Genomic DNA, 22717 nt, shown 5'->3' on the forward strand with positions numbered 1-22717 from the left:
GTACGAAGAAAGGCTCCGCCATGACCAACCTGCTCACCCCCGAAAAGCTCGCGCCGCCGGGCCGCCGCCGGGCGCGCCGGGCCGCCGAACTCGAAGCCCGTACCCGTGCCGTCGGCGCGCACCTGGCCGGGATCAGCGCGCGCCCGGCCTCCCGCGTCCTCCAGGACCTGCGCACCGGCCGCGACGGGCTGCTGCACGACAACGCCGTGGCGCGCCTGGAGCGCGACGGGCACAACGTCGTCGCGCACGAGCGTGCCCCGCGCTGGTACGTCCAGCTGGCCAAGGCCTTCTGGAACCCGTTCATCCTCGTCCTCGCCGCCCTGGCCACCGTCATGTACGCGCAGTGGCTCCAGGTCGCGGACACCGAGCCCTTCGACCCGAAGATCCCGATCCTCGGCGCGATGGTGCTGATCAGCGGGCTGCTGCGGTTCTGGCAGGAGTACCGCTCGAACAGCTCGGCCGCCGCGCTGCGCGCCCTGGTCACCACGACCACCGCCGTACAGCGCCGGGCCGGACGGACACAGGCGCCGGCCACCGTCGAGATCCCGGTGGCGGACGTGGTGCGCGGCGACATCGTCAAACTGGCCGCCGGCGACCTCGTACCGGCCGACCTGCGGCTGCTGACCGCCAAGGACCTCATGGTCGCGCAGGGCGCGCTGACCGGCGAGTCGCTGCCCGTCGCCAAGGCCGACACCCCGGCGCGGGAGCACGGCGGGGGCGCCGACCCGGTGGAGGCGGACAACCTGGTGCTGGCCGGCACGTCGGTCACCTCCGGCACCGCGACCGGCGTGGCCGTGGCGACGGGCCCGGACACCTACTTCGGTTCGATGGCCGGCTCGCTGACGGGCGAGCGCCCGGAGACCGGCTTCGACGCCGGGGTGAAGAAGGTCAGCTTCCTGCTGATCCGCTTCATGCTGGTGATGGTGCCGCTGGTCTTCGCCGTCAACGGTCTCACCAAGGGCGACTGGGCGCAGGCGGTCACCTTCGCGGTGGCCGTCGCGGTCGGCCTGACCCCCGAGATGCTGCCGATGGTGGTCACCACCAACCTGGCGCGCGGCGCGGTCGCCATGGCCCGGCGCAAGGTCGTCGTCAAGCGCCTGAACGCCATCCAGAACCTCGGCGCGATGGACGTGCTGTGCACCGACAAGACCGGCACGCTGACCGAGGACCGCGTGGTCCTGCACCGCTGCCTCGACGCGTACGGGAGGGACGCGGACGGCGACGACGGGGGAGAGGTCCTGGAGTACGCCTGCCTCAACAGCCACTTCCAGACCGGTCTGCGCAACCCCATGGACCAGGCCGTCGTCGCCCGGATGCACGAGGCCGAGGAGGTCATCGTCGACGCGCGGTTCACGCTCGTCGACGAGGTCCCCTTCGACTTCGCGCGGCGCCGGATGTCGGTGGTGCTGCGGCGCGACGGCCTCGACGGACCGGCCGACGAGCACCTCCTCGTCACCAAGGGCGCGGTCGAGGAGGTTCTCGCGCTGTGCACCCGCCTCGCCGACGGCGGACGCCACGTGGAACTGACCGACGCACTGCGCCGTCAGGTCGCCGGGGCCGCCGAGGACCACAACCGCCAGGGCCTGCGGGTGCTGGCGGTGGCGACCCGTACGCTGCCCGCCACCCGTGACACGTACGGCGTCGAGGACGAGGCGGAGCTGACCCTGCGCGGCTTCCTGGCCTTCCTCGACCCGCCGAAGCCGGACGCCGCCGAGGCGCTGCGGGCCCTGGCCGACAGCGGCATCGCCGTCAAGGTCGTCACCGGCGACAGCGAGGCGGTCGCGGCGCGCGTCTGCGCCGAGGTCGGCATCGCGCCGGGCACCGTCGTCACGGGTCCGTACCTGGACCTGCTCGACGAGTCGCAGCTGGCCGGACTGGTCCGTACGACCACCGTGTTCGCCAAGGTCAACCCCGTACAGAAGGCCCGGATCGTGCGCGCCCTCCAAGGGGCGGGGCACACGGTCGGCTTCCTCGGCGACGGCATCAACGACGCCGCGGCGCTGCGCGAGGCGGACGTCGGCGTCTCCGTCGACACGGCCGTGGACATCGCCAAGGAGTCCGCCGACATCATCCTGCTGGAGAAGGACCTGACCGTCCTCGGACAGGGCGTCCTCCAGGGCCGCCGGACCTTCGGCAACACCGTCAAGTACATCAAGATGACGGCTTCCTCGAACTTCGGGAACGTCTTCTCGGTGCTGGCCGCCTCCGCGTTCATCCCCTTCCAGCCCATGCTGGCGACCCAGCTGCTCGTCCAGAACCTCTGCTACGACATCTCGCAGCTCGCCACGCCCTGGGACCGGATGGACGAGGAGTACCTGCGCAAGCCGCGCGCCTGGGACGCGCGGGGCATCGGACGCTTCATGCTCGTCCTGGGGCCGACCAGCTCGGTCTTCGACATCACCACGTTCCTGCTGATGTGGCACGTCTTCGGGGCGGACAGCGAGGCGCACCAGGCGCTGTTCCAGTCCGGCTGGTTCGTCGAGGGGCTGCTGACGCAGACGCTCGTGGTGCACATGCTGCGCACCCGCCGCATCCCGTTCGTGCGGTCCCGCGCCACCTGGCCGGTACTGCTGATGACCGCCCTGGTCATGGCGTTCGGCATCGCCCTGCCGTTCTCACCGCTGGCCTCCGCGCTCGGGATGCAGGCGCTGCCGCTCGGCTACTTCCCGTGGCTGGCCGGGACGCTGCTGGCGTACTGCCTGCTCACCCAGGGCGTGAAGACCTGGTACATCCGCCGGTTCAACAGCTGGCTGTGACCGGTCGATATCAGGAAGGGGGCCGCCTCCGGGCGGCCCCGCGCGAGCGCACGGAGGAGGAGCGCGGATCATGGTGAACGAGTGGCAGCTGGCCGGCAACATCGCGGCCGGCCTGGGATTCGGGGCGGTCATCGGCCTGGAGCGGCAATGGCGCGCCCGGATGGCGGGCCTGCGCACGAACGCGCTGGTCGCCGCCGGTGCCGCGCTCTTCGTCCTGCTCTCGCAGTACGGCTTCGCGGCGGCGACCAGCACCACGGGCTACGACGGTTCGCGGGTCGCCGCGCAGATCGTCTCCGGCATCGGCTTCCTCGGCGCCGGCGTCATCATGCGCGACGGGCTGAACGTACGCGGCCTGAACACCGCGGCCACGCTGTGGTGCTCGGCCGCGGTCGGCGCCCTGGCGGGGACCGGGCTGTACGTGGTCGCGGCGCTCGGCACGGCCGGGGTGGTCGGCGCGAACCTGGTACTGCGCCCGCTGGGCCGCCGGCTGGACCGGGAGCCCGGCGGTGGCGCCGAGGTCGCCACCGACTACTACTTCGAGGCGGTGTGCGCCGAGTCGGAGGAAGCGCACATCCGGGCGCTGGTCGTGCAGGCCGTCAGCCGTCCGGGCTTCCGGCTGCGGGCGGTGCACAGCCGGGACGACGGAGCGTCGCGGCAGGACCACGGGTCGACCCCGAGGGTCACCGTGGCCGCCGAGGTGACCACCGAGCGGCGTGACGACAGCCTGCTCGAAGAGGCCGTCAGCAGGCTCTCGTTGGAGCCCGCGGTGTCGGCGGTCAGCTGGACCGTCCTCAACCACCCGGACGGCGGCGAGGAGGACTACGCCAGGGATTACGGGGACGGCTACCGGGACCGGCCGCCCCGGAAAACCGGGTGACGCCGCACGGGGTGCGGGATAGCGTCGCCGGGTGACCACGGACATACGGGATGTTTCCGAAGCACATGTCGACCGGGCTCTCGAACTCGCCGACCTGGCCTTCCACTCGAAGGTCGGCGACGCCACCCGCAAGCGTCAGCGGGAGATGCTGCTGGACTGCGACCGGGTGGGCGCGTACGACGGCGAGGAGATCATCGGCTTCACCGCGGCGCACCGCCTGGGCCTGTCCATACCGGGCGGTCAACTGCCGTCGGCCGCGCTGGACCTCGTCTCGGTGGCGCCCACCCACCGGCGGCGCGGCGTGCTCACCGCCATGATGGGCGAGCTGTGGCGCCGCTGCGCCGCCGGCCGGCGCCCGCTGGCCTGCCTGTGGGCCTCGGAGGACGCGATCTACGGCCGGTTCGGCTTCGGCCCGGCCACCGAGGGGTACAGCGTCGAGATCGACTCCAGCCGGCCCCTGGACCTGCGCATCACGCCCGACCGGCGCCTACTGCGGCTGCTCGGCCCGGAGGACGCGGTGCCGGTGCTCGCGCCGCTGTACGAGGCGGGCCGGGCGCGTCGCGCCGGACGGCTCGCCCGCGACGAGGCGTGGTGGCGGCGCTCGGTGCTCGCCCAGGACGATGACGACGATGACGACGGCCCGGCGCGCATCGTCGTCCTGGGCGACAAGGGCGCGCCCGCGGCCGGATACGTCATCTACCGGGTGGACAAGGAAACCGTCACCGTCCAGGAGCTGGAGGCGGCCGACGCGCCCGCCGCCGCGGCGCTGTGGACGTACCTCGCCTCCATCGACCTGACGCGCAAGGTGCGCGCCTGGACGACGGCCGACGACCCGCTGCTGCTCTTCGCCGCCGACCGCGACCGGGTGCGCGTCACCGGCCAGTGGCCCGCGCTGTGGCTGCGCCTGGTGGACGTGGCCGAGGCGCTGACCGCCCGCTCGTGGGCCGCGCCGGTCGACCTGGTGCTGGAGGTGCGCGACGCCGCGCTGCCCGCCAACGCCGGCCGCTTCCGGCTGACCGCGGACCCGTCCGGCGCCGCGTACGAGCCCGCCGACGCCCCGGCCGACCTGGCCCTGGACGTACGGGAACTGGCCGCCTGCTACCTGGGCGGCACTCCGGTGCGGCGGCTGGTGCGGGCCGGGCTGGTGGAGGAGCGTACGCCCGGCGCGGCCCGGCTGCTGGATGCCGCGCTGGAGACGGAATACCTGCCGTTCACGGCCGAGGACTACTGAGGGGCGGCCGGTCCCGGCGTCGGCGCTCCGCGACAATGACCCCGTACGGACGGACACCCGTACGGACGGACGGGGGAGGGCGGCGTGGAGCTGCGGCAGGTGCGGTATTTCGTCGCGGTCGCGCAGGAACTGCACTTCGGGCGGGCCGCCGAGCGGCTGCACATCGTGCAGTCGGCGGTCAGCCAGCAGGTGCGGCGGCTGGAGCGGGAGGTGGGTGCGGACCTGTTCGACCGGTCGGCCCGGCAGGTACGGCTCACCGCCGCCGGAGAACGGTTCCTGCCCGAGGCGCGGGCCCTGCTCGCGGCCGAGGAACGCGCGCTCGCCGTCGTCGCCGACCTGGTCGGCACGCGGCGCAGCACCCTGCGGCTCGGGACGAGCGCGGGCCTGGGGGACCACCTGGACCGCGTCCTGGACGCCCTGTCCCGTCTCGCCCCCGGCCTCCGCGTCCAGCTGGTCTCCGCGCCGACGCGCGAACGCCTGGACCGGGTGGCCAAAGGCGAACTGGACGCCGCGTTCGTACGTGACACAGACATTGGCGGTACGGACGGCAGCGATACCGACGGCGCGCTCCGCCACACACCCCTGTGGCCGGACCCGCTCGTCGCCGTCCTGCCCGCCGCGCACCCCCTCGCGGGCGCCGGGCCGGAGGAGGCCGCGGGCGTGGACCTGGCCGCGCTGGCCGACGTACCGCTGCGGCTGACCGCCCGCCGCACCAACCCGGCTCTCGTCGACCGGGTCCTGACCGCCTGCCACGACGCGGGCTTCGAGCCCGTACCCGTACCGGGCCCGCCGGCCGGTTCGCTCCAGGACAACCTCGCCGCGATCGGTGCCGCCGGGCCCGCCGACCCGTCCTGGACCGTGGTGTACGCCGCGCACGCCCGCCAACTGCGCACCCCGCGCGTCGCCTTCCGCCCCTTCCGTACGCCCCTCACGCTGACCACCTCGCTGGCGGTGCACCGCACCGCACCGCCCGCGTGCGTCGATGATCTGCTCGCGGCGTGCGAGGCCGCGGCCCGCCATCTCGATCCGTGATCGCAGCGAGCGCGGACTGCTTCTTGGTCGCGCGGCCCGCTCCGGATGGACTGGGGGCATGCGGACGAGGAGCCCGGAACGGCCGGGCGACCGCCGCCGTGAGGGGAGTTCCGCCATGCCCGTCGTCACCGTTCAGCAGGGTCCGCGCAGCACCGAGCTCAAGCGCGAGCTGGTCCGGCAGATCACCGACGCGTTCGTGGACGCGCTGCACGTACCGGCCGAGAGCGTGCAGGTCTGGATCCACGAGGTGCCCACCGACAGCTGGGGCTCGGCCGGGAAGCTGACCGCCGACAAGTAGGCGGGACGGCCCGGGCGGGCGGCGCGGCGCGGTGGCCGGAAGTCGTGACACCGCGCCGCGCCGCCGTTTGGGCGCCGTGCCCCCGGGCACCCGGCGCCGTGTTGCGCCTCCCGATCGTGCGAAGGAGCTTTCCATGAGCGACATCTGGGGCTACCCAGCGACCGCCGGGCACACGGCGGGCACGGACCTCGTCGGGTACAAGGTCGAGGCCACGGACGGCAGTATCGGCAAGGTCGACAAGCACTCCGACGACGTGGGCTCCGCCTGGATCGTGGTGGACACCGGCGTATGGATCTTCGGCAAGAGCGTCCTGCTGCCGGCCGGTGTCATCGCGTCGGTGGACAACGCCGAACGCAAGATCTTCGTGTCCCGCACCAAGGAAGAGATCAAGGACTCCCCGGAGTTCGACAAGGAGAAGCACCTCAACAACCCCGACTACCACGAGCAGCTCGGGCGGTATTACCACCCGCATCACAAGTGACACCACGCACCACGCGCGGGTCCGGCCGGGCTACCCGGCCGGACCCGCCGTCACGTGCGACGGCCTACGGCAGCACCCCCGCCCGCCGCGCCGCCACCACCGCCTGGAGGCGGGAATGCACACCCAGCTTGCGCATGGCGGAGCGCAGATAGCTCTTGACCGTCTCCGGGCGCAGGCCCAGCCGCTCCGCCGCCGCCGCGTTGGTCGCGCCGGTGGCCACGCACGCCAGGACGTCCACCTCGCGCGGCGCCAGCGGGACCGTGTCCTGCATGCCGTGTCCGGGGGAGGACGCCGCCGCCAGCCGCCCGCAGGCCGTCAGCAGTTCCCGGCGCAGGGCCGGGTCCGCGATGCGCTGGGCCAGTGCCCGCAGCTCGCCGTGTGTCTCCCGTACCTCCTCCCACACCGCCGGGTCAGCGGCGGCCGGCTGCCGGGCGGCCGACAGCAGCCGCTGCGCCTCGTCCTGGAGCAGCAGGGCCTGTTCCAGTTCGCGGGCGGCCGCCATCGCGGCGGACAGCGGGCGGTCGCCGAGCTGTACGGGGTGCCGCAGCGCCCCGTACAGGACGCCGCGCACCCGGCGGCGCACCACGACCGGCACCGCGAGCACGGAGCACAGTCCCTCGGCGGCCACGGCCGCGTCGTACTCGTGGCTGATCACGGGGGAGGAGCGGTAGTCGGTCACCGCGAAGGGCCGGGTGAGCACCGCCGCCTTGCCGCCGAGGCCGTTGCCGTGCCGGATGGCCAGCCCGTGCAACTCCGCGGATCTGGTGCCGGCCAGTTCGCTGATGCGGTAGCGGCCGGTGCCGAACCGCAGCCCGCCGAACGCCACCGGCAGCCCGCTCGCCCGCCGCAGCCGCGACAGCGCCGCCCGTACGTCCACGGACCCGCCGGACTCTGACTCGACCCGCACGCCGAAACCTCCGCTTCCCCCCGTTCGGGGGTGGTGAGACCTGCGTCACTGATTACACGATGGCGGTAGGCGGTGCGGCAATGAGGAGGACACATGGCGGACACCGAAGAGACAGGTGTGACGAGTGGTGCGGGTGATAAGGGCGGGGTTGTGCCTGTTGCGGAGGTGACGGGAGCGGCGGACACCCCGGAGGCTCCGGACACCCGGGACGCCCCGGGCGCCGGAGCGGGTGCCGACGGCACCGGCCCGACGGCCGAATTCCGCGCGGCCCGGGACTTCCTCCTGCGCCACCGCGAGGACTACGACGGCGCGCGCGAGGGCTTCACCTGGCCCCGCCCCGCGTACTTCAACTGGGCGCTGGACTGGTTCGACCGCATCGCCGACGGCAACGGCCGCACCGCCCTGCACATCGTCGAGGAGGACGGCACCCACACCCGCCGCACCTTCGACGAGCTGCGCCGCCGCTCGAACCAGGCCGCCAACTGGCTGGCCGCGCAGGGTGTCCGCGCGGACGACCGGATCGTGGTCATGCTCGGCAACCAGGCCGAGCTGTGGGAGACCGCCCTCGCCGCGATGAAGCTGCGCGCCGTGGTCATCCCGGCCACCCCGCTGCTCGGCCCGCTCGACCTCGCCGACCGCGTCGCGCGCGGCCGGGCCCGGCACGTGCTCGTACGGGGCACGGACACCGGCAAGTTCGCGGACGTACCCGGCGACTACACCCGGATCGCGGTCGGCGGCGGCGCGGAGGCCGCCGCGGCGGGCTGGCTGTCCTACGAGGACGCGTACGCCGCCGCCGAGACGTACGAGCCCACGGGGCCCACCCACGCCGACGACACCCTGATGCTCTACTTCACCTCCGGCACCACGGCCCGCCCCAAGCTGGTCGAGCACACCCACACCACGTACCCCGTCGGCCACTTGGCGACGATGTACTGGATCGGTCTGAAACCCGGCGACGTCCACCTGAACATCTCCTCGCCGGGCTGGGCCAAGCACGCCTGGTCCAACCTCTTCGCCCCCTGGAACGCCGAGGCCACCGTCTTCATCCACAACTACACCCGCTTCGACGCGGCCCGGCTGATGGCCGAGATGGACCGGGCGGGCGTCACCAGCTTCTGCGCGCCGCCCACCGTCTGGCGGATGCTCATCCAGGCCGATCTGACGGCGCTGAAGAACCCGCCGCGGGAGATCGTCGCGGCCGGCGAGCCGCTCAACCCGGAGATCATCGAGCGGGTGCGGGAGGCGTGGGGCGTCACCATCCGGGACGGCTTCGGGCAGACCGAGACCGCCGTCCAGGTCGCCAACACCCCCGGTCAGCCCCTCAAACCGGGCTCCATGGGCCGCCCCCTGCCCGGCTTCGAGGTCGTGCTGCTGGACCCGGTCACCGGCGAGCCCGCCGACGAGGGCGAGATCGCCCTTGACCTGTCTGCCCGCCCGGTCGGCCTGACCACCGGCTACCACGGCGACCCGGACCGCACCGCCGAGGCGATGGCGGGGGGTTATTACCGCACCGGCGACATCGGCTCCCGCGACGCCGACGGATACCTCACGTACGTGGGACGCGCCGACGACGTGTTCAAGGCATCTGATTACAAGATTTCACCCTTCGAGCTGGAGAGCGCACTCCTGGAGCACGAAGCGGTGGCCGAGGCCGCCGTGGTGCCCGCGCCCGACCCCCTCCGGCTGGCCGTACCCAAGGCGTACGTGGTGCTGGCGGCCGGCTGGGAACCTGGACCCGAGACCGCGGCGGTGCTCTTCGCCCACTCCCGGGCGGTGCTCGCCCCGTACAAGCGCGTACGGCGGCTGGAGTTCGCGGACCTGCCCAAGACGGTCTCGGGCAAGATCCGTCGCGTGGAGCTGCGCGAGCGCACCGCCGAGGAGGGCGGGGGCGCCGCCGAGTACCGAGAGGAAGACCACCGATGACCGACATGAGCAGGCCGCCGGGCCACCCGCCGGGGCCCCAGGAGAGCGCCGCGGCAGGTCACCACCTGGCGTACGCCCGGGGCGAGACCGGCCGGCCGCTGCTCGACCGCACCATCGGCGCCGACCTGGAGCGCGCGATCAGCCGCTTCGGCGACCGCGAGGCGCTGGTGGACGTGGCGGGCGGCCGCCGCTGGACGTACGCGGAGCTGGGGCGGGCGGTGGACGAGGTGGCGCTCGGCCTGCTGGCCAAGGGCGTGCGCAAGGGCGACCGGGTCGGCATCTGGGCGCCCAACTGCCCGGAGTGGGTGCTGGTGCAGTACGCCACCGCCCGCATCGGCGCCATCATGGTCAACATCAATCCGGCCTACCGTGTGCACGAATTGGCGTATGTGCTCAAGCAGGCCGGGATGAGCGTGCTGGTCTCCGCCGTCGCCCACCGGTCCAGCGACTACCGTCGGATGATCGAGCAGGTGCGGGCCGAGAGCCGGGCGCTGCGCGACGTGGTCTACATCGACGACCCGACCTGGGACGGACTGCTGGCGGCGGGCGCCGGGGTGCCGAAGGAGCGGCTGGCGGCCTGCGCGAAGGAGCTGTCGCCGCACGACCCGGTCAACATCCAGTACACCTCCGGCACCACCGGATTCCCCAAGGGCGCCACCCTCTCCCACCACAACATCCTCAACAACGGCTTCTGGGTGGGCGAGACGGTCGGCTACACCGAACACGACCGGGTCTGTCTGCCGGTGCCCTTCTACCACTGCTTCGGCATGGTGATGGGCAACCTCGGCGCCACCTCGCACGGCGCCTGCATCGTCATCCCGGCACCCGCCTTCGACGCGGCGGCCACCCTGCGCGCCGTCCAGCAGGAGCGCTGCACGTCCCTGTACGGCGTACCGACCATGTTCATCGCCGAACTGGGCCACCCGGACTTCGCCGCCTTCGACCTGTCCTCGCTGCGCACCGGGATCATGGCGGGCTCGCCGTGCCCGGAGGAGGTGATGCGGCGGGTCGTCTCCGAGATGCACATGGCCGAGGTCTCCATCTGCTACGGCATGACCGAGACCTCGCCGGTCTCCACCCAGACCCGGCGCGACGACGACCTGGCGCACCGCACCGGCACGGTGGGCCGGGTGCTGCCGCACATCGAGGTCAAGGTGGTGGACCCGGCGACCGGCGCGACCGTGCCGCGCGGCGAGCCGGGCGAGCTGTGCACCCGCGGCTACAGCGTGATGCTGGGCTACTGGGAGGAGCCGGAGCGCACCGACGAGGCGATCGACGCGGAGCGCTGGATGCACACCGGCGACCTCGCGGTGATGAACGACGACGGCTATCTGCGGATCGTCGGCCGCATCAAGGACATGATCATCCGGGGTGGGGAGAACGTCTACCCGCGCGAGATCGAGGAGTTCCTCTACACCCACCCGAAGATCGCGGACGTGCAGGTGGTCGGCGTGCCGGACGCCAAGTACGGCGAGGAGATCGCCGCCTGCGTCATCCTGCGCGACCCCGCGGCCGGGCTCACCCGCGACGAACTGGCCCGCTTCTGCCGCTCGCGCCTGGCGCACTACAAGGTCCCGCGGTACGTGCACGTCCTCGACGCCTTCCCGATGACCGTCAGCGGCAAGGTCCGCAAGATCGAGCTGCGGGAGCGGCTGGCGGCGCAGCTCGCGGCGGAGCCGGAGACGGAGCCGGTACGGCCGACGGGCGCGGGCGCCGCGGGGCCGGTCGAGGCGGCTCAGGCGTAACAGGCCGTCAGCAGCGGCAGAAGCCGTCACGAGCAGGACGGCCGGGCCGCGCGCCGTGGGATCAGGCGCGGCCCGGCCAGTCCAGCGCCAGCTGCTGGGCGCGCGGCAGCCGCGCCACGATCAGATCGTACGAATCCTCGATCATGTCCAGAACCAGCCGGTCGTCCAGCGCCCCCGCCAGCGAGACGGTGTTCCAGTGCCGCTTGTTGAGGTGGTAGCCCGGCACGATCTCCGGGTGGGCGGCGCGCAGCCGCTCGGCCAGCTCCGGGTCGCACTTCAGGCTCACGCTCAGCGGCACGGCGTCCACCGTGGTCAGCGCGAAGATCTTCCCGCCGACCTTGAACGTACACACCTCCGAGTGCCGGGGGAACGGGAACTCCTCGGTCGCTCCGTTGAAGTCCAGACAGACGGCCCGCAGCCGCTCGGCATCGAACATGCAGGCATTATGGCGTGCCGCCGGGCCCGGGCCCCGGGCCGGTACGCCGTACCGGGGGCTCCGTCCCGCACCGCCCGGCACCACCCGGAACCGCTCAGACCGGTGCGGGCGGCAGCGGTACGGCGGTCAGAACGGCGGAAACCAGCACCACCGCCGCCAGCGCCACCAGCTCCGCACGGGCCGGCCGGGTGGCCGCGCCCGGCACGGCCGCCTCCCGCCGCAGCCGCCCGCGCGCGGCCAGCGCCAGCCCGCTCACGACCAGGACGATCACCAGTTTGGCCAGCAGCACCCGCCCGTACCCCGAGGTGAACGCCTCCGCGAGCGGCAGCCGGCGCAGCGTGCTGCACACACCGGTCACGGTGATCGCGGCGAACAGCAGCGCCGCCGGCCGCGCGTACCGCGTCAGCAACTCCCGCCCGGCCGCCGCGTCGTGCCGCCACCGCCACCGCGTCCGCAGCACGTGCAGCAGCCCGCCGGTCCACAGCGCGGTCGCCGTCAGATGGACGAGGGTGAGAGCCGTACCGATCTCCGGGGTGTACGGCTCGGGGTGGGCCCGCAGCGCCTCGCCGCACACGATGGCCGCGAGCGGGACGGCCGCCCACCCCGGGCGTCCGGAGGCGGCGCACAGGGCGGCCAGCAGGAAGGCGTTGGCCTCCAGGAGCGCGAGCAGGCCGGGCCGGGTGCCGTACGCCTCGACCAGGGCGGGCCCGGACAGCCCCGCCACCGGCGAACCGCTCCCCGCCACCAGCAGCAACTGCCCCACGGCCGCCGCCACCCCCGCCCACGCGGCCCGCACCGCCCACGACCGCGGCAGCCCTGCGGAAGCCCCGGCCACCCGCCGTGCCAGCCGTGTCCCCGCCAACTCCCCGATGTGCACGCACAGCGCGGCGAGCAGCACGGCCCGCAGTAGCGCGGTGGCCCCGTCGCCGGGTAATCGGATCTCGTACGACTCGTCGACGACGAGCCCCGTACCGGCCAGCGGCACGAGGACGACGACGGCGACGGACGCGGCCACGGCGAGGGCCCGCCGGGCGGGGGAGAGGCGGGCCGTCGGCGCGTCCGCCGCGGACGCCGCGCCGGGGTCCCCGAGGACGGGGCCGGACGGGGGCCGGGAGGCCGGTTGCGGTGGATTCATCCCGCGATGGTCCCCGGCGCCCGTAACCCCGGCAAGCCGGGTGCCCGCGCAGGTCACCCAACCAGGCCACCGGCCGTACGCCGTTCTCGTCGGTGGCCTCAGCCGTCCCGGCGCATGCACACCCGCTTCCACCGGTCCAGGCCCAGCTCGCCTTCCCGGCGGCGGATCTTCCGCAAGCCCGGGGTCAGTTCGCTCTCGGCGAGGACACGGAAGCCAATGCGGGCGTAGTACGGGGCGTTCCACGGCACGTCCGCGAACGTGGTCAGGGTCAGCGCCGGAAGCCCGCTGTCCCGCCACGCCCGCTCGATCAGCGCCCGGCCGAGGCCGCGGCGGGCACCGTCCGGATGGACCGACACCTGCTCGATGTGCGCGCAGCCGTCGACCGGTTCCCAGAGCAGGTACGCGATCGGCACGTCCCCCCGCCCCGCGCCATCGCACGCGACCAACGCCCGCCCCGCCTGCTGGTACCCGGCCAGCTCCGCGAGCGACGCCGGCTCGTCGTCCGCGATCCGCGCCATGTCCCGACCACGGAACAGCTCCCCGGCAGCGCGCTCGATGTCGCGCAGCACGGAGAGCTCACCGGGCCGGGCCGGACGGACGACAGGGGCGGCGGGACGGGACTCCACGACATTCATGGAGACACCGTCGCAGCCGCCCCGAGGCACGTCAGCCGAATTTCCGGCGCCCGCACCCACCGCGGACCCGCCGCCGTCCGTCAGGCGGCTACTTCGGGCAGACGTCCTGGGTCACCTTGCCGCCCGAGGCGGAGGCGGTGGCCCGGTCCATCGACAGGCACAGTCCCGTCCAGTTGTTGATGAACTTGTAGCCCGTCTTGACCCCGCCCGGGGTTTCGACCTTGGTCGGGACGACGTTCCACAGCTGGCTGCCGGAGAACCAGCGGGTCTCGCAGTCCCACCAGAACAATTGGGTTCCGGCCGACGGCGGGGTGCCGTTGTTGTAGGGGACGGTCAGGCACTTGCCGTTGTTCGCCGTGACCCAGAAGTAGTCCTTGCCTTCCTTGTACGAAGGCTTCCGGGATTCCCACTGGTGGCTGCCGGGCGCCGGCGACTGGCACGCGCGCTGGGTGACCACACCACCGGACTTCGAGCTGTCGAACTCGGGCCCCCGCACCATGCACCGGTTCCGGTATTCGGTGTTGCTGTAGGTCTTGTTCGAGTTGACCGTCCAGATCGCCCGGTCGCCGCCCTTGACGAGGTAGGGGTCGTTACGGGAGATGATGTTGTCCCGCAGGGCCCAGCCGGGGAAGTCCATCATGACGATGCCGAGGCGGCCGTTTCCGCCGCCGTTGTTCAGGTACTTCATCAACCGGTGGTTGACGCCCTGGACCTCGGTGGTGACACCGCCCTGGACCTGCCGGTACCCGCCGGCGTACTCGAACGGGAGCCGGAGAATGGTCTTGGACGCGGACGTGTACGTCACGAACATCTCGTTCGCGGTGCTGCCGGCCGCCCGGTCGATGTTCTCCTTGACGTAGTCCCACTTCTGCTGAACGGTGGACGGACTGAAGTGGTCCTCCTCGTTCTTGTAGAAGGTGTTGATCCCGTACTTGTCGCTGCCGAAGCCGTCGAAGCCGCCCAGGACGAGTTTGCCGCGGACCTTTTCGAGGGTGGGGGCCGCGATGCTGCCCTGGCCGCTCGCCGAAGGGCCGTAGAAGAGGTCGCGGTAGTTGCCCACGTATTCGGAGAAGATCTTCCGGGCCTTTTCCTGGTCCACCGACTTCGGATCGTTGGCGCATTCGGCGGCGCCGGGATTCGAGAAGGGGCACTCGGCCCTCAGGCGCATCACGACCGTCTCGCTCGGATGCTTGCCGAGGAAGGACTGTGCCTCGCTCAGGACATCGTCGAAGTTGGCCTTCTGGTAGACGACTCCGTGGTGGATCGTGAACTTCTCGCCGCCGGAGACGCGGACCCGGATGTCGATGGCGCGGATGCCCCGCTCCAACTGCGCCTTCAGGGTCTTCGCGCTGTCGCCGAAGTCCTCCTGCGTCTGCGCGGCGGCGCCGCCGTGGATGGCCAGCGTGTCATGGGTGCCGGGCAGGGACATCGCCGCCAGCGACGTGTCGTCCGCGATGTTCGCCATCCAGTCCAGCCGGGTCACCGACCCCAGGTCCCGGTAGGCGTCCTCGTTGCGTGAACCGGCCGCCCCGGCGTCGGCGGGCGTGAGCAGCGTCGCGCCCAAGGCGGCACAGAGCGTCATCAGACGTGCCAGAGGACGGGATCTCCGGCGCGTTCCGACGCCGGGACCGTGGCAGGTGGAGCGGGACATGGGACTCCTGTCCGAGGGTGCGCAGGACGGCCGCGGGTGTCACGGCCGTTGATCATCCTGTCCCGGGGACCTAACGCTTTTCTAACCCCGGACCCGGCGGCCGCGCCCGGACAACGGCCTCCACGAGCGGAACCCGACGCGGCAGGAGCGGCGGGCGGGCAGCGCGGGGTGTCCGGGCGCGGGCTCAGTGCCGTACGAGCCCGTTCGCCGAGCGGGCCGCGAAGAACAGCAGCCCGGCCGTGAGCAGCAGCGCCATGACGGCCGTATTGGGCACCGACCGCGCGTCCGGCCCGTGCGCGAGGGCCGGGTTCAGGACGAGGGTGAGGCCGGTGACCGAGACCAGGGGGCCGGCGGCGTACCAGGCGGCGAACAGGAACGGGCCCGGGCCGCCCATCGGCGTGGCACCTCCGGCGAACAGCAGGTCCGTGCGGGCCGGGCCACGGCAGGCGCCGAAGACCGCCGCCGCGGCGAACGGCCCCGCGCACAGCGGCATCAGCAGCAGGGCCCACCCCGTACCGGCGAGCGCGTACGGTACGGCCGCCAGCAGACCCAGCAGCGCGCCGAGCACCGCCGGCACGATGGCGTGGTGCAGCATCAGCGTCCGCAGCCGGAACGGCGACCAGGCCGCCCGCCGCGCGTCGTCCGTCTCCAGGCGGGCCGGTTCGGCGAGGGCGCCGACCGCGGCGTAACCGCACAGCAGCCCCACGACCAGCCCGAGCACGCGCCGCTCGGCGACCGGCCCGGCGCCCAGGCCCACCGCCGCGCCCGCGGCGGCCGTCCAGACGACCGCCCGCCCCAGCCGCCCCGGCATGCGCAGCAGCGCCAGCAGGTCCCGCCACACCACGATCAGGTACCGGTGCGGCGGCGACGGCAGCCGCACCCGGCGCTTGGGCGCGTCGCCGCCCGCCTCCAGGACGGCCAGCTTCGCGGCCCGTAGCTCCAGGGCGAACACGCCGGAGGTGACGGCCGAGGCCGTTGCCGCGCGACCGCGCAACTGGGTGTTGGGCACGTGCGCGGCGTCCCGGTGCGCGTATCCGGCCGCGGCAGCGGTGACGGCCGCCAGGAGTACGAGCGCGACGGGCCAGCCGGGGGCCCGCCCGCCGGTGACCGCCACCACCGGCTGCGCCGCCCAGCCCCACGGGCCGGACCACAGTTCGGCCCACTCCAGAGGCGCCCAGCGATGGCCGCCGAAGGCCAGCGCCGTCTGACCGGCCGCCAGCGCCAGGAGGAGGGCGGCGGGCGCGGTCAGCCGCCGTACGAGACGGGCCAGCCGTGGCCTGCGCTCGACCGCCATACCCAGCGACACGGCCAGCAGCGGCAGGCAGACCCCCGCCGGGAGCAGGGCGGCCAGCCCGCCGCCGAAGGAAGCCAAGCCGGTGACGCTCAGGACGACGGCCGCCGCCAGAGCGGCGAGCGCCCCCGCGGCCACCGCCAGTACGGCCGACAGCCGGAACGCGGGCCGCAGCACCGCGCCGCGCCGTACGGGCTGCGCCAGCAGCCAGCCTGCGGACGGTCCGGACACGACCACCGGCCCGCGCCACAGCGCGTCGCGGGCGGCGAGCACGGCCAGCGCGAGGGCGACGGCGACGAAGGCGGCCGGCAGAGTGCGCTGGAGGTCCGCGCCGAGGCTGCCGTGATCCGCGCCGATCTTCAGCGACTGCAGGAAGCGGTACGCGTAGCCGCCGCCGTAGCCGAGGACGGCGAGCACCACGCAGTACGCGAGGACGGCCTGGTCGCGGCGGCGCTGCCGCTGGTGCGCCCGGCGCTTGTCCCGCAGCCAGCGCAGCGTCTCGGCGGTCCGGTCGTCCTCCGCCTCGTTCCAGACGGCAGAACCGGTGGTCTCCTCCGCCGCGCGCGGGCCGCTGTCCGTACCCCGCGCCGTCATGAGCGCACACCCAGCTTCCGCAGCACCTCCGCCGGAGCGCCCTGCTCGATCACCCGGCCGTCCTCCAGCGCGATCATGTGGTCCGCGACCTCCTCGGCCAGCTCGGCCTGGTGCGTGGCGAGCAGCACGGCCACGCCGTCCTCCTTCTCGGCGACCAGCAGGGCGGCCAGACGCGCGCGGGCGTCGGGGTCGAGCCGCTGCTCCGGTTCGTCCAGAACGAGCAGATCGCGCGGCCGGACCAGCGCGGCGGCCAGCAGCAGCGACTGCAACTGACCGGAGGAGAGCGCGTTCGGCAGCGCGTCGGCGTGGTCGGCCAGCCGCCGGTCGGCCAGCACCTGGTCGATCCAGGCCCGGGCGTCGTCCACCGCGTGCGCGACCGTGACGAGTTCGAGGTGTTCGCGCACGGTGAGATCGGGGTAGCAGGCCACGCTGTCGCCCACCACCGCGACCCGGGCCCGTACCTCCGGGTCGTCCTCGGCGACCGTACGGCCCGCGAACAGCGCCCGGCCGCGGGTCGGCGCGTCCCGGCCGCACGCGATGCGCAGCAGGGTGGACTTGCCGGACCCGTTGTGCCCGAACAGCGCGGTGCAGCGGCCCGCGGCCAGGTCGTGGTCGATCGGGTGCAGGGCCTGCCGGTCGCCGTAGCGCCGGCTGACACCGCGCAGTTGCAGCAGCGCGTCCGCGCCGTTCCTGGGCGTCATCGAGCCTCTCCGTACGCTGGTCAGGGACCCACCGACCCTAACCAGCCCGGCGGCGCCGGCCGGCCGCCGCCCCTACCGGCTGGTGGCGCCGTCCCTGATCAGCTCGTCGGCCGGGTCGTTGACCGGCTGCGGGGTGCCGGTGAGGTCCATGACGAACAGCGGGAGGTGCAGTGCGTCGGCGCGGGCACGGGCGTCGCGGGAGTACCCCGCCAGGGAGAAGCAGACCGCGATGGCCGAATCGTTGAGACCGTTGAGCCACAGGCACTCGATCTCCCGCAGCTTGGTCGCCCGGGTCGTCGGGTCGACCTGGGCCACCACCCCGGTGCCGCGCAGGTCCACCCCGGACGCGCTGCGCTCCTGCGCCGCCGCGATGTCGGTGAAGCCGAGCCACTTCAGGTACTGGGCGGCGGCGGTGACACAGTCGCGGGCCGTACGGATGGTGACCGGGCGGAACGCGGGCCGCAGCACCGGCGGCGGGCCGGGCGGTTCGGGTACGGCCGTAAGAGAACTGCCGGGTGCGGGCGCGTTCGGCGGGGGCGGGTTCGGTACGGGGACCACGGGCACGCGGACCACCGTGCCGCACACACAGCCCGACTCCGGCGCCGGCCACTCGTCCAGCCGCCCGCAGGTGTCACAGCGCACCTCCACCCAGGAGCTCTGCCACGTACGGTGCACGATCTCCACCGGCACGCCGCCACGCAGCACCGGCAAGGTCAGCGGCGCCCCGCAGGCACACGGGAACGTGGGCGGGGTGAACGCGTTCTCACGGCGGCACGTCGGGCAGCGCACCGGGACGCTGTCGGCCATGGTCGGCTCCTGGCAAGTAGGTCGGCAGACAGGTTCCGCTGCCGTCCATGGTCCCCCAAGCGGGCGTTGGGGGGAGGCTCACGGTGGGAGGCCGACCTTACCGCAGACATATGCGCACGGGCCCTGTTTTCCCCGATCGTGACGGACGCTCCGGGCAGGGAACAAGCCCTGGCATCGCCCGGAAGACGCGACTGTCAGTTATGCCGACCCTTCCTCCCGGCCTCGGAGGTGAGAAAGGCGGACCCGGAAGTGGCACTGAGGGTGAAGGTGCCGACCGCTTTGCAGTCAGCGTTGGCAGCGGTGGCTTCCCAAGCCACATCCACCGTCGCTCCCGGTTCGGCGGCCAGGCCCAGGGGCACGGATGGCAGATCGGCGGCCTCGTGGGGGCGGAGGTCGCACGGGGTGAAGACGATGCGGACCTTGTCGGCGGCTGTGCCGGCCTGCCAACCGCATCGTGCGGCCCCGAAGTGTTCGGTACGGAAAGGCGCGCCGTCGAGGCCGGAACAGTCCACCGCGCCACGCCGGTCCGCCTCCCGTCGGCCCGGCATCGCGAGGGAATCCGGGAGGTCCGGTTCGTCCTTGTCGAGGAGATCGAAGAGCCTTTTGTTCAGATGACGGGCGGAGATGCCGCTGATCGCGAGAGTCACCTGTACCAGGGTGAAGTTGCGGTCACCGGGATTCACCACTCGTAGGTCGAGCATCGCGGGCTTGTATCGGGCGAATCGCCAGACCCCGCGGGCCAGCAGTACCGCCCGGGCCTGTTCGAGGAACCCGTCCAGCTCTCGCGTGTGCTGTTTGTCCGTCCGGTGATCCGATCCCGGCCGCCTCTTCGCCCAGGCGTCCAGTCTCGTTGCCCGTTCTCTGCCGGCCCATGTATCCACGACCGTCTGGAAGTCGGGACAGGCTTCGATGGTGGTCCGGCGCGGTTCGACGGTGAGGTCGAGCCGCGCGGTCCGCGCAAGCAGCCGTCGCTGGAGCATGCCCATCTCATCGACGTCGGCCGCCTCTGTCTGGCCTGGGCGCCGTATGAGAACGGTTCCGGGTTTGTAGCGCTGCAGGTCCTTGCGCACGAGGTGGATGCTGTGGCCGGGGCGGGGCGGCTCGACGATGATCACGAGCACGTCGGTGTCATCGACCCGGACGTATTCAGGGGTCCACGTGATCTCACTGCCAACGTATGGCCGGACCTGGCTGACGAGCCGTTCGGGGTCGACCGGCGCGACGCCCTTGAGTTCCTCCGGGCTGGCTCCGATCACCAAGTAGGCAAGCCCTTGCGCCCACTTCTTCGCTACTTCCGGGTCACGGTTGGCGAAGCCCAGGAGTTGTTTGGCGACATGCTGGATATGCGCTGTAGTGGTCAGATCGAGAGTGCTTTTCCACTCGATCCACCGTGTCTCGTCGCAGTCACCGGCGCTGCGGACAGCCTCAACCAGTCGCCTGAGTTCACTGGGACAGCGGAACGGCTCGGTCGCATCGATCGGGAACGGCACGGCTCCGGACACTACTGTCGCGCCGCGTGATGTGCTCCGCGTTTCCCGGGATGCGCCTCTGATGAGCGCATGCACCGCGATCACGGCTTCTCGGACCGGTACCGGGGAGTTGCCGCCCGGCGGCACGGGAGTTGGGCGCGACAGGACAATCGCACCGCCGGGCGGGGTTCGGGGGGCGGGGGAGAGATGCCGTGCCGGCCGGCCACCCCTCAGCGGACCGGCCGGCACGGGCGCGCGAGGTGCCGGACCTCCCGTCGGGCCCTCGCGCTGACCGGGGGCTCAGTCCTCGCGCAGCTCGTGGACCCTGGCCTCGACGCGCTTGCCGTACTCCGGGTCGGCCGCGTGGAAGTGGGCGAGGTTCTTCTCGACCACGTCGTCCCGCGAGACCTGCGCCAGGCCGCCGGCGATGTTCGCCACCAGGCGGTTCTTCTCGTCCTCGGACATCAGCCGGTACAGCTCGCCGGCCTGGAAGAAGTCGTCGTCCTTGGTGTGCGCCGGGGCCGCGTGGGTGCCGGTGTGGCCGGTGAGCGCGAACGGCGCGGCCAGCGGCTGGTCCGACTGCACCGGGCCGCCGTAGGAGTTGGGCTCGTAGTTCTTGGCGTGCCGGTCGTACGCGTTGGCCGCCATCAGGCCGTCCCGCCCGTAGTTGTCCGCCACGGTCGCCTTCGGCGCGTTGACCGGCAGCTGGGTGTGGTTGACGCCCAGGCGGTAGCGGTGCGCGTCGGCGTAGGCGAACAGCCGGCCCTGGAGCATCTTGTCCGGGGACGGGCCGATGCCGGGCACGAAGTTGTTCGGCGAGAACGCGGCCTGCTCGACCTCGGCGAAGACGTTGTCGGGGTTGCGGTCCAGGACCATCCGGCCGACGCGCCGGAGCGGGTAGTCGGCGTGCGGCCACACCTTGGTCAGGTCGAACGGGTTGAAGCGGTAGTCCGCCGCCTCGGCCGCGGGCATGATCTGCACGTACAGCGTCCAGGACGGGTGCACACCGCGTTCGATGGACTGCAGCAGGTCCGTCTGGTGGCTGTTGGGGTCCTTGCCCGCCAGCTCGGCCGCCTGGTCGCTGCTCAGGCAGCGGATGCCCTGGTTGGTCTTGAAGTGGTACTTGACGAAGAAGCCCTCGCCGTCGGCGTTCGTCCACTGGTACGTGTGCGAGCCGTAGCCGTTCATGTGCCGGTACGACGCCGGGATGCCGCGGTCGCCCATCAGCCAGGTGACCTGGTGGGTGGCCTCGGGGGAGTGGGCCCAGAAGTCCCAGACGTTGTCCGGCTCCTGCTTGCCGGTGAACGGGTCGCGCTTCTGCGAGTGGATGAAGTCCGGGAACTTCAGCGGGTCCTTGATGAAGAAGACCGGGGTGTTGTTGCCGACGAGGTCGTAATTGCCCTCCTCGGTGTAGAACTTGACCGCGAAGCCGCGCGGGTCCCGGGCGGCGTCCGGGCCGCCGAGGCTGTCGGCGACGGTCGAGAAGCGGATGAACAGGTCGGTGCGCCGGCCGACCGCGCCCAGGAAGTCCGCGCGGGTGAAGGCGGTGACGTCGTCGGTCACCTCGAAGTACCCGTACGCGCCCGACCCGCGGGCGTGCACCACCCGCTCCGGGATGCGCTCGCGGTTGAAGCGGGCCAGCTTCTCCAGGAGGTGCTGGTCCTGGAGGAGCAGCGGGCCACCGACGCCGGCGGTGGCGGAGTTCTGGTTGTCGGCGATCGGGGCGCCGGCTTCCGTGGTGAGACGGCGCGTCGTCGTGGGCTTCGGCATGGTGACCTTCCGTACGAGAGCGCGGAAGTCGGCTTCCGCATGTTGGAGCGTATGGAGCACCCCCACCCTCGTCAACACTTTGTTGAAAAGTTGCGGGGCGGTGCTGAGGAGCGGCATTCGGCCCGCTCGGAGGGTGTTCCCGGCGGCGGCGCCTGGGCGCGACAGGACAGGTGTCGGCGCCGCCGCCGGGAAGTCTTCGGGAGGCTCGGATTGCTACGCCTCGGGTGGGATGCGCGTGGTGGCCAGCAGCAGGACCGGCCGCGCGGTGGTCACGGCTTCCTTGCGGGCCCAGACGGCCGCCGAGCGCAGGGCATCGGGGTCGTCCACCCGGTGTGCCGAGCAGCCGTACATCCGCATCAGCTCCAGCGCCTGCTCACCGTCCCGGCCGCCGGGTCCGATCGCGGCCAGTACGAACGGCACCTCGTGCCGCACCGCGTTCGTCAACGGGCCGACGGTATACGGGAGTTCGTCGACGCGGATGAGTGCGGCGACCGCGGTGTCCCGGTGGCCCAGGGCGTCCAGCGCCATCCGTACCCCGACCGTGACCGGTACCTGGCGGCCGGGTGGACCGTCTCGGCCGCACACCACGTAGCGGTGTGCGTGGTGCCGCGACGACCGGTGCGGGGTGCGGCAGAGCCGGTGGAGTCCGGCGTCGGTGACGATGCGCGCGTCCGCGCCGACGGCTTCGTCGATGATCTGGCAGGCCGTCAAGCGGTGGTGTGGCCGGAGAGGCGTTCGACGCCGCGCAGGAGGGCGGAGTGGTCGAGGCCGCCGTCGCCCTGGGCGCGCAGGGCGGCGACCAGGGAGGCGGTCTGGAAGTTGGTCTTCTTGCGGGTCAGGACGGTGGAGCCGGCCAGTCCGCCGTTCAGCACGTCCAGGGCGGCGCCGAGGTCGACGCCGGACTTCTCCAGGAAGACGACGGCTTCGGCGCAGGCCTGGAGGTTGACCGCGACGATGAGCTGGTTGGCGGCCTTGACC

The 22717-nt window shown here is 72.6% G+C and carries 20 protein-coding genes; 8 read left to right on the plus strand and 12 right to left on the minus strand.

The genetic code is table 11. From position 1 onward, the window contains the following. Positions 1-20: 20 nt before the first annotated feature. The 6 genes from mgtA to IH45_RS0103710 all read left to right on the plus strand — a co-directional run bounded on the left by mgtA (position 21) and on the right by IH45_RS0103710 (position 6675). Positions 21-2756 (plus strand): magnesium-translocating P-type ATPase, encoded by a 2736-nt coding sequence (gene mgtA / locus IH45_RS0103685; protein WP_030661179.1) that lies wholly within the window; start codon positions 21-23, stop codon positions 2754-2756. A 70-nt stretch (positions 2757-2826) separates the two neighbouring features. Continuing rightward, complete coding sequence (locus IH45_RS0103690; RefSeq protein ID WP_030661182.1) at positions 2827-3633, plus strand: MgtC/SapB family protein; 807 nt, start codon at positions 2827-2829, stop codon at positions 3631-3633. 31 nt (positions 3634-3664) lie between these two features. Then, on the plus strand, positions 3665-4864 hold the full coding sequence (locus tag IH45_RS0103695) for a GNAT family N-acetyltransferase (protein ID WP_030661184.1): 1200 nt from the start codon (positions 3665-3667) through the stop codon (positions 4862-4864). 84 nt (positions 4865-4948) lie between these two features. Further along, the gene (locus IH45_RS0103700) at positions 4949-5896 is read left to right on the plus strand and encodes a LysR family transcriptional regulator (protein ID WP_030661186.1); all 948 of its coding nucleotides are present in this window, start codon (positions 4949-4951) and stop codon (positions 5894-5896) included. A gap of 115 nt (positions 5897-6011) precedes the next feature. Next, positions 6012-6194 carry a 4-oxalocrotonate tautomerase DmpI gene (gene dmpI / locus IH45_RS0103705; RefSeq protein WP_003984274.1) on the plus strand — a complete coding sequence of 61 codons (183 nt, stop codon included), beginning with the start codon at positions 6012-6014 and terminating at the stop codon, positions 6192-6194. Positions 6195-6327: 133 nt separating this feature from the next. Continuing rightward, the gene (locus IH45_RS0103710) at positions 6328-6675 is read left to right on the plus strand and encodes a PRC-barrel domain-containing protein (RefSeq protein WP_030661189.1); all 348 of its coding nucleotides are present in this window, start codon (positions 6328-6330) and stop codon (positions 6673-6675) included. 64 nt (positions 6676-6739) lie between these two features. Here the strand turns inward: IH45_RS0103710 and IH45_RS0103715 are convergent, their stop codons facing one another. Then, on the minus strand, positions 6740-7582 hold the full coding sequence (locus IH45_RS0103715) for a helix-turn-helix domain-containing protein (RefSeq protein WP_030661191.1): 843 nt from the start codon (positions 7580-7582) through the stop codon (positions 6740-6742). A gap of 93 nt (positions 7583-7675) precedes the next feature. Here IH45_RS0103715 and IH45_RS0103720 point away from each other — a divergent pair, with 93 nt between their 5' ends. Next, positions 7676-9505 (plus strand): AMP-binding protein, encoded by a 1830-nt coding sequence (locus IH45_RS0103720; protein ID WP_234440410.1) that lies wholly within the window; start codon positions 7676-7678, stop codon positions 9503-9505. Positions 9506-9510: 5 nt separating this feature from the next. Further along, positions 9511-11250, plus strand: a complete 1740-nt coding sequence (locus tag IH45_RS0103725) for an AMP-binding protein (RefSeq protein WP_050514504.1) — start codon at positions 9511-9513, stop codon at positions 11248-11250. Positions 11251-11311: 61 nt separating this feature from the next. Here IH45_RS0103725 and IH45_RS0103730 read toward each other — a convergent pair whose 3' ends face one another. The 11 genes from IH45_RS0103730 to IH45_RS0103780 all read right to left on the minus strand — a co-directional run. Then, complete coding sequence (locus IH45_RS0103730; protein ID WP_030661202.1) at positions 11312-11686, minus strand: MmcQ/YjbR family DNA-binding protein; 375 nt, start codon at positions 11684-11686, stop codon at positions 11312-11314. A 94-nt stretch (positions 11687-11780) separates the two neighbouring features. Next, complete coding sequence (locus tag IH45_RS0103735) at positions 11781-12821, minus strand: CopD family protein (RefSeq protein ID WP_030661205.1); 1041 nt, start codon at positions 12819-12821, stop codon at positions 11781-11783. Positions 12822-12919: 98 nt separating this feature from the next. Beyond that, positions 12920-13456 (minus strand): GNAT family N-acetyltransferase, encoded by a 537-nt coding sequence (locus IH45_RS0103740; protein WP_030661208.1) that lies wholly within the window; start codon positions 13454-13456, stop codon positions 12920-12922. 88 nt (positions 13457-13544) lie between these two features. Then, positions 13545-15038, minus strand: a complete 1494-nt coding sequence (locus IH45_RS0103745) for a phosphatidylinositol-specific phospholipase C domain-containing protein (RefSeq protein ID WP_050514499.1) — start codon at positions 15036-15038, stop codon at positions 13545-13547. A gap of 253 nt (positions 15039-15291) precedes the next feature. Continuing rightward, positions 15292-16992, minus strand: a complete 1701-nt coding sequence (locus tag IH45_RS0103750) for a DUF6297 family protein (RefSeq protein WP_032916718.1) — start codon at positions 16990-16992, stop codon at positions 15292-15294. Then, a complete protein-coding gene (locus IH45_RS0103755; protein ID WP_030661216.1) occupies positions 16989-17693 on the minus strand; it encodes an ABC transporter ATP-binding protein in 705 nt (234 codons plus the stop codon). The genes IH45_RS0103750 and IH45_RS0103755 overlap by 4 nt, the downstream gene beginning before the upstream one ends. A 72-nt stretch (positions 17694-17765) precedes the next feature. Beyond that, a complete protein-coding gene (locus tag IH45_RS0103760) occupies positions 17766-18500 on the minus strand; it encodes a hypothetical protein (protein ID WP_030661219.1) in 735 nt (244 codons plus the stop codon). A 194-nt stretch (positions 18501-18694) separates the two neighbouring features. After that, on the minus strand, positions 18695-19990 hold the full coding sequence (locus IH45_RS1000000144995; protein ID WP_158812918.1) for an AlbA family DNA-binding domain-containing protein: 1296 nt from the start codon (positions 19988-19990) through the stop codon (positions 18695-18697). 279 nt (positions 19991-20269) lie between these two features. Beyond that, a complete protein-coding gene (locus IH45_RS0103770; protein WP_030661225.1) occupies positions 20270-21739 on the minus strand; it encodes a catalase in 1470 nt (489 codons plus the stop codon). 213 nt (positions 21740-21952) lie between these two features. Then, complete coding sequence (locus IH45_RS1000000147690; protein ID WP_030661227.1) at positions 21953-22450, minus strand: acetolactate synthase large subunit family protein; 498 nt, start codon at positions 22448-22450, stop codon at positions 21953-21955. Next, positions 22447-22717, minus strand: a 271-nt coding sequence (locus IH45_RS0103780) for an NAD-binding protein (protein WP_030661229.1), incomplete at its 5' end; no start/stop codon positions are given. The genes IH45_RS1000000147690 and IH45_RS0103780, both read right to left, overlap by 4 nt.

The organism is Streptomyces rimosus subsp. rimosus (assembly GCF_000720725.1).
Classification (GTDB): Bacteria; Actinomycetota; Actinomycetes; order Streptomycetales; family Streptomycetaceae; genus Streptomyces; species Streptomyces rimosus_A.

Bases quoted from the DNA above. Each gene is read 5' to 3' on its own strand.
- IH45_RS0103745 (WP_050514499.1), bottom strand. From the start codon at position 15,038: ATGACGCTCTGTGCCGCCTTGGGCGCGACGCTGCTCACGCCCGCCGAC.
- IH45_RS0103720 (WP_234440410.1), top strand. From the start codon at position 7,676: ATGGCGGACACCGAAGAGACAGGTGTGACGAGTGGTGCGGGTGATAAG.
- IH45_RS0103725 (WP_050514504.1), top strand. From the start codon at position 9,511: ATGAGCAGGCCGCCGGGCCACCCGCCGGGGCCCCAGGAGAGCGCCGCG.
- IH45_RS0103755 (WP_030661216.1), bottom strand. From the start codon at position 17,693: ATGACGCCCAGGAACGGCGCGGACGCGCTGCTGCAACTGCGCGGTGTC.
- IH45_RS0103730 (WP_030661202.1), bottom strand. From the start codon at position 11,686: ATGTTCGATGCCGAGCGGCTGCGGGCCGTCTGTCTGGACTTCAACGGA.
- mgtA (WP_030661179.1), top strand. From the start codon at position 21: ATGACCAACCTGCTCACCCCCGAAAAGCTCGCGCCGCCGGGCCGCCGC.
- IH45_RS0103770 (WP_030661225.1), bottom strand. From the start codon at position 21,739: ATGCCGAAGCCCACGACGACGCGCCGTCTCACCACGGAAGCCGGCGCC.
- IH45_RS0103740 (WP_030661208.1), bottom strand. From the start codon at position 13,456: ATGAATGTCGTGGAGTCCCGTCCCGCCGCCCCTGTCGTCCGTCCGGCC.
- IH45_RS0103760 (WP_030661219.1), bottom strand. From the start codon at position 18,500: ATGGCCGACAGCGTCCCGGTGCGCTGCCCGACGTGCCGCCGTGAGAAC.
- IH45_RS0103710 (WP_030661189.1), top strand. From the start codon at position 6,328: ATGAGCGACATCTGGGGCTACCCAGCGACCGCCGGGCACACGGCGGGC.
- IH45_RS0103690 (WP_030661182.1), top strand. From the start codon at position 2,827: ATGGTGAACGAGTGGCAGCTGGCCGGCAACATCGCGGCCGGCCTGGGA.
- IH45_RS0103735 (WP_030661205.1), bottom strand. From the start codon at position 12,821: ATGAATCCACCGCAACCGGCCTCCCGGCCCCCGTCCGGCCCCGTCCTC.
- IH45_RS0103750 (WP_032916718.1), bottom strand. From the start codon at position 16,992: ATGACGGCGCGGGGTACGGACAGCGGCCCGCGCGCGGCGGAGGAGACC.
- dmpI (WP_003984274.1), top strand. From the start codon at position 6,012: ATGCCCGTCGTCACCGTTCAGCAGGGTCCGCGCAGCACCGAGCTCAAG.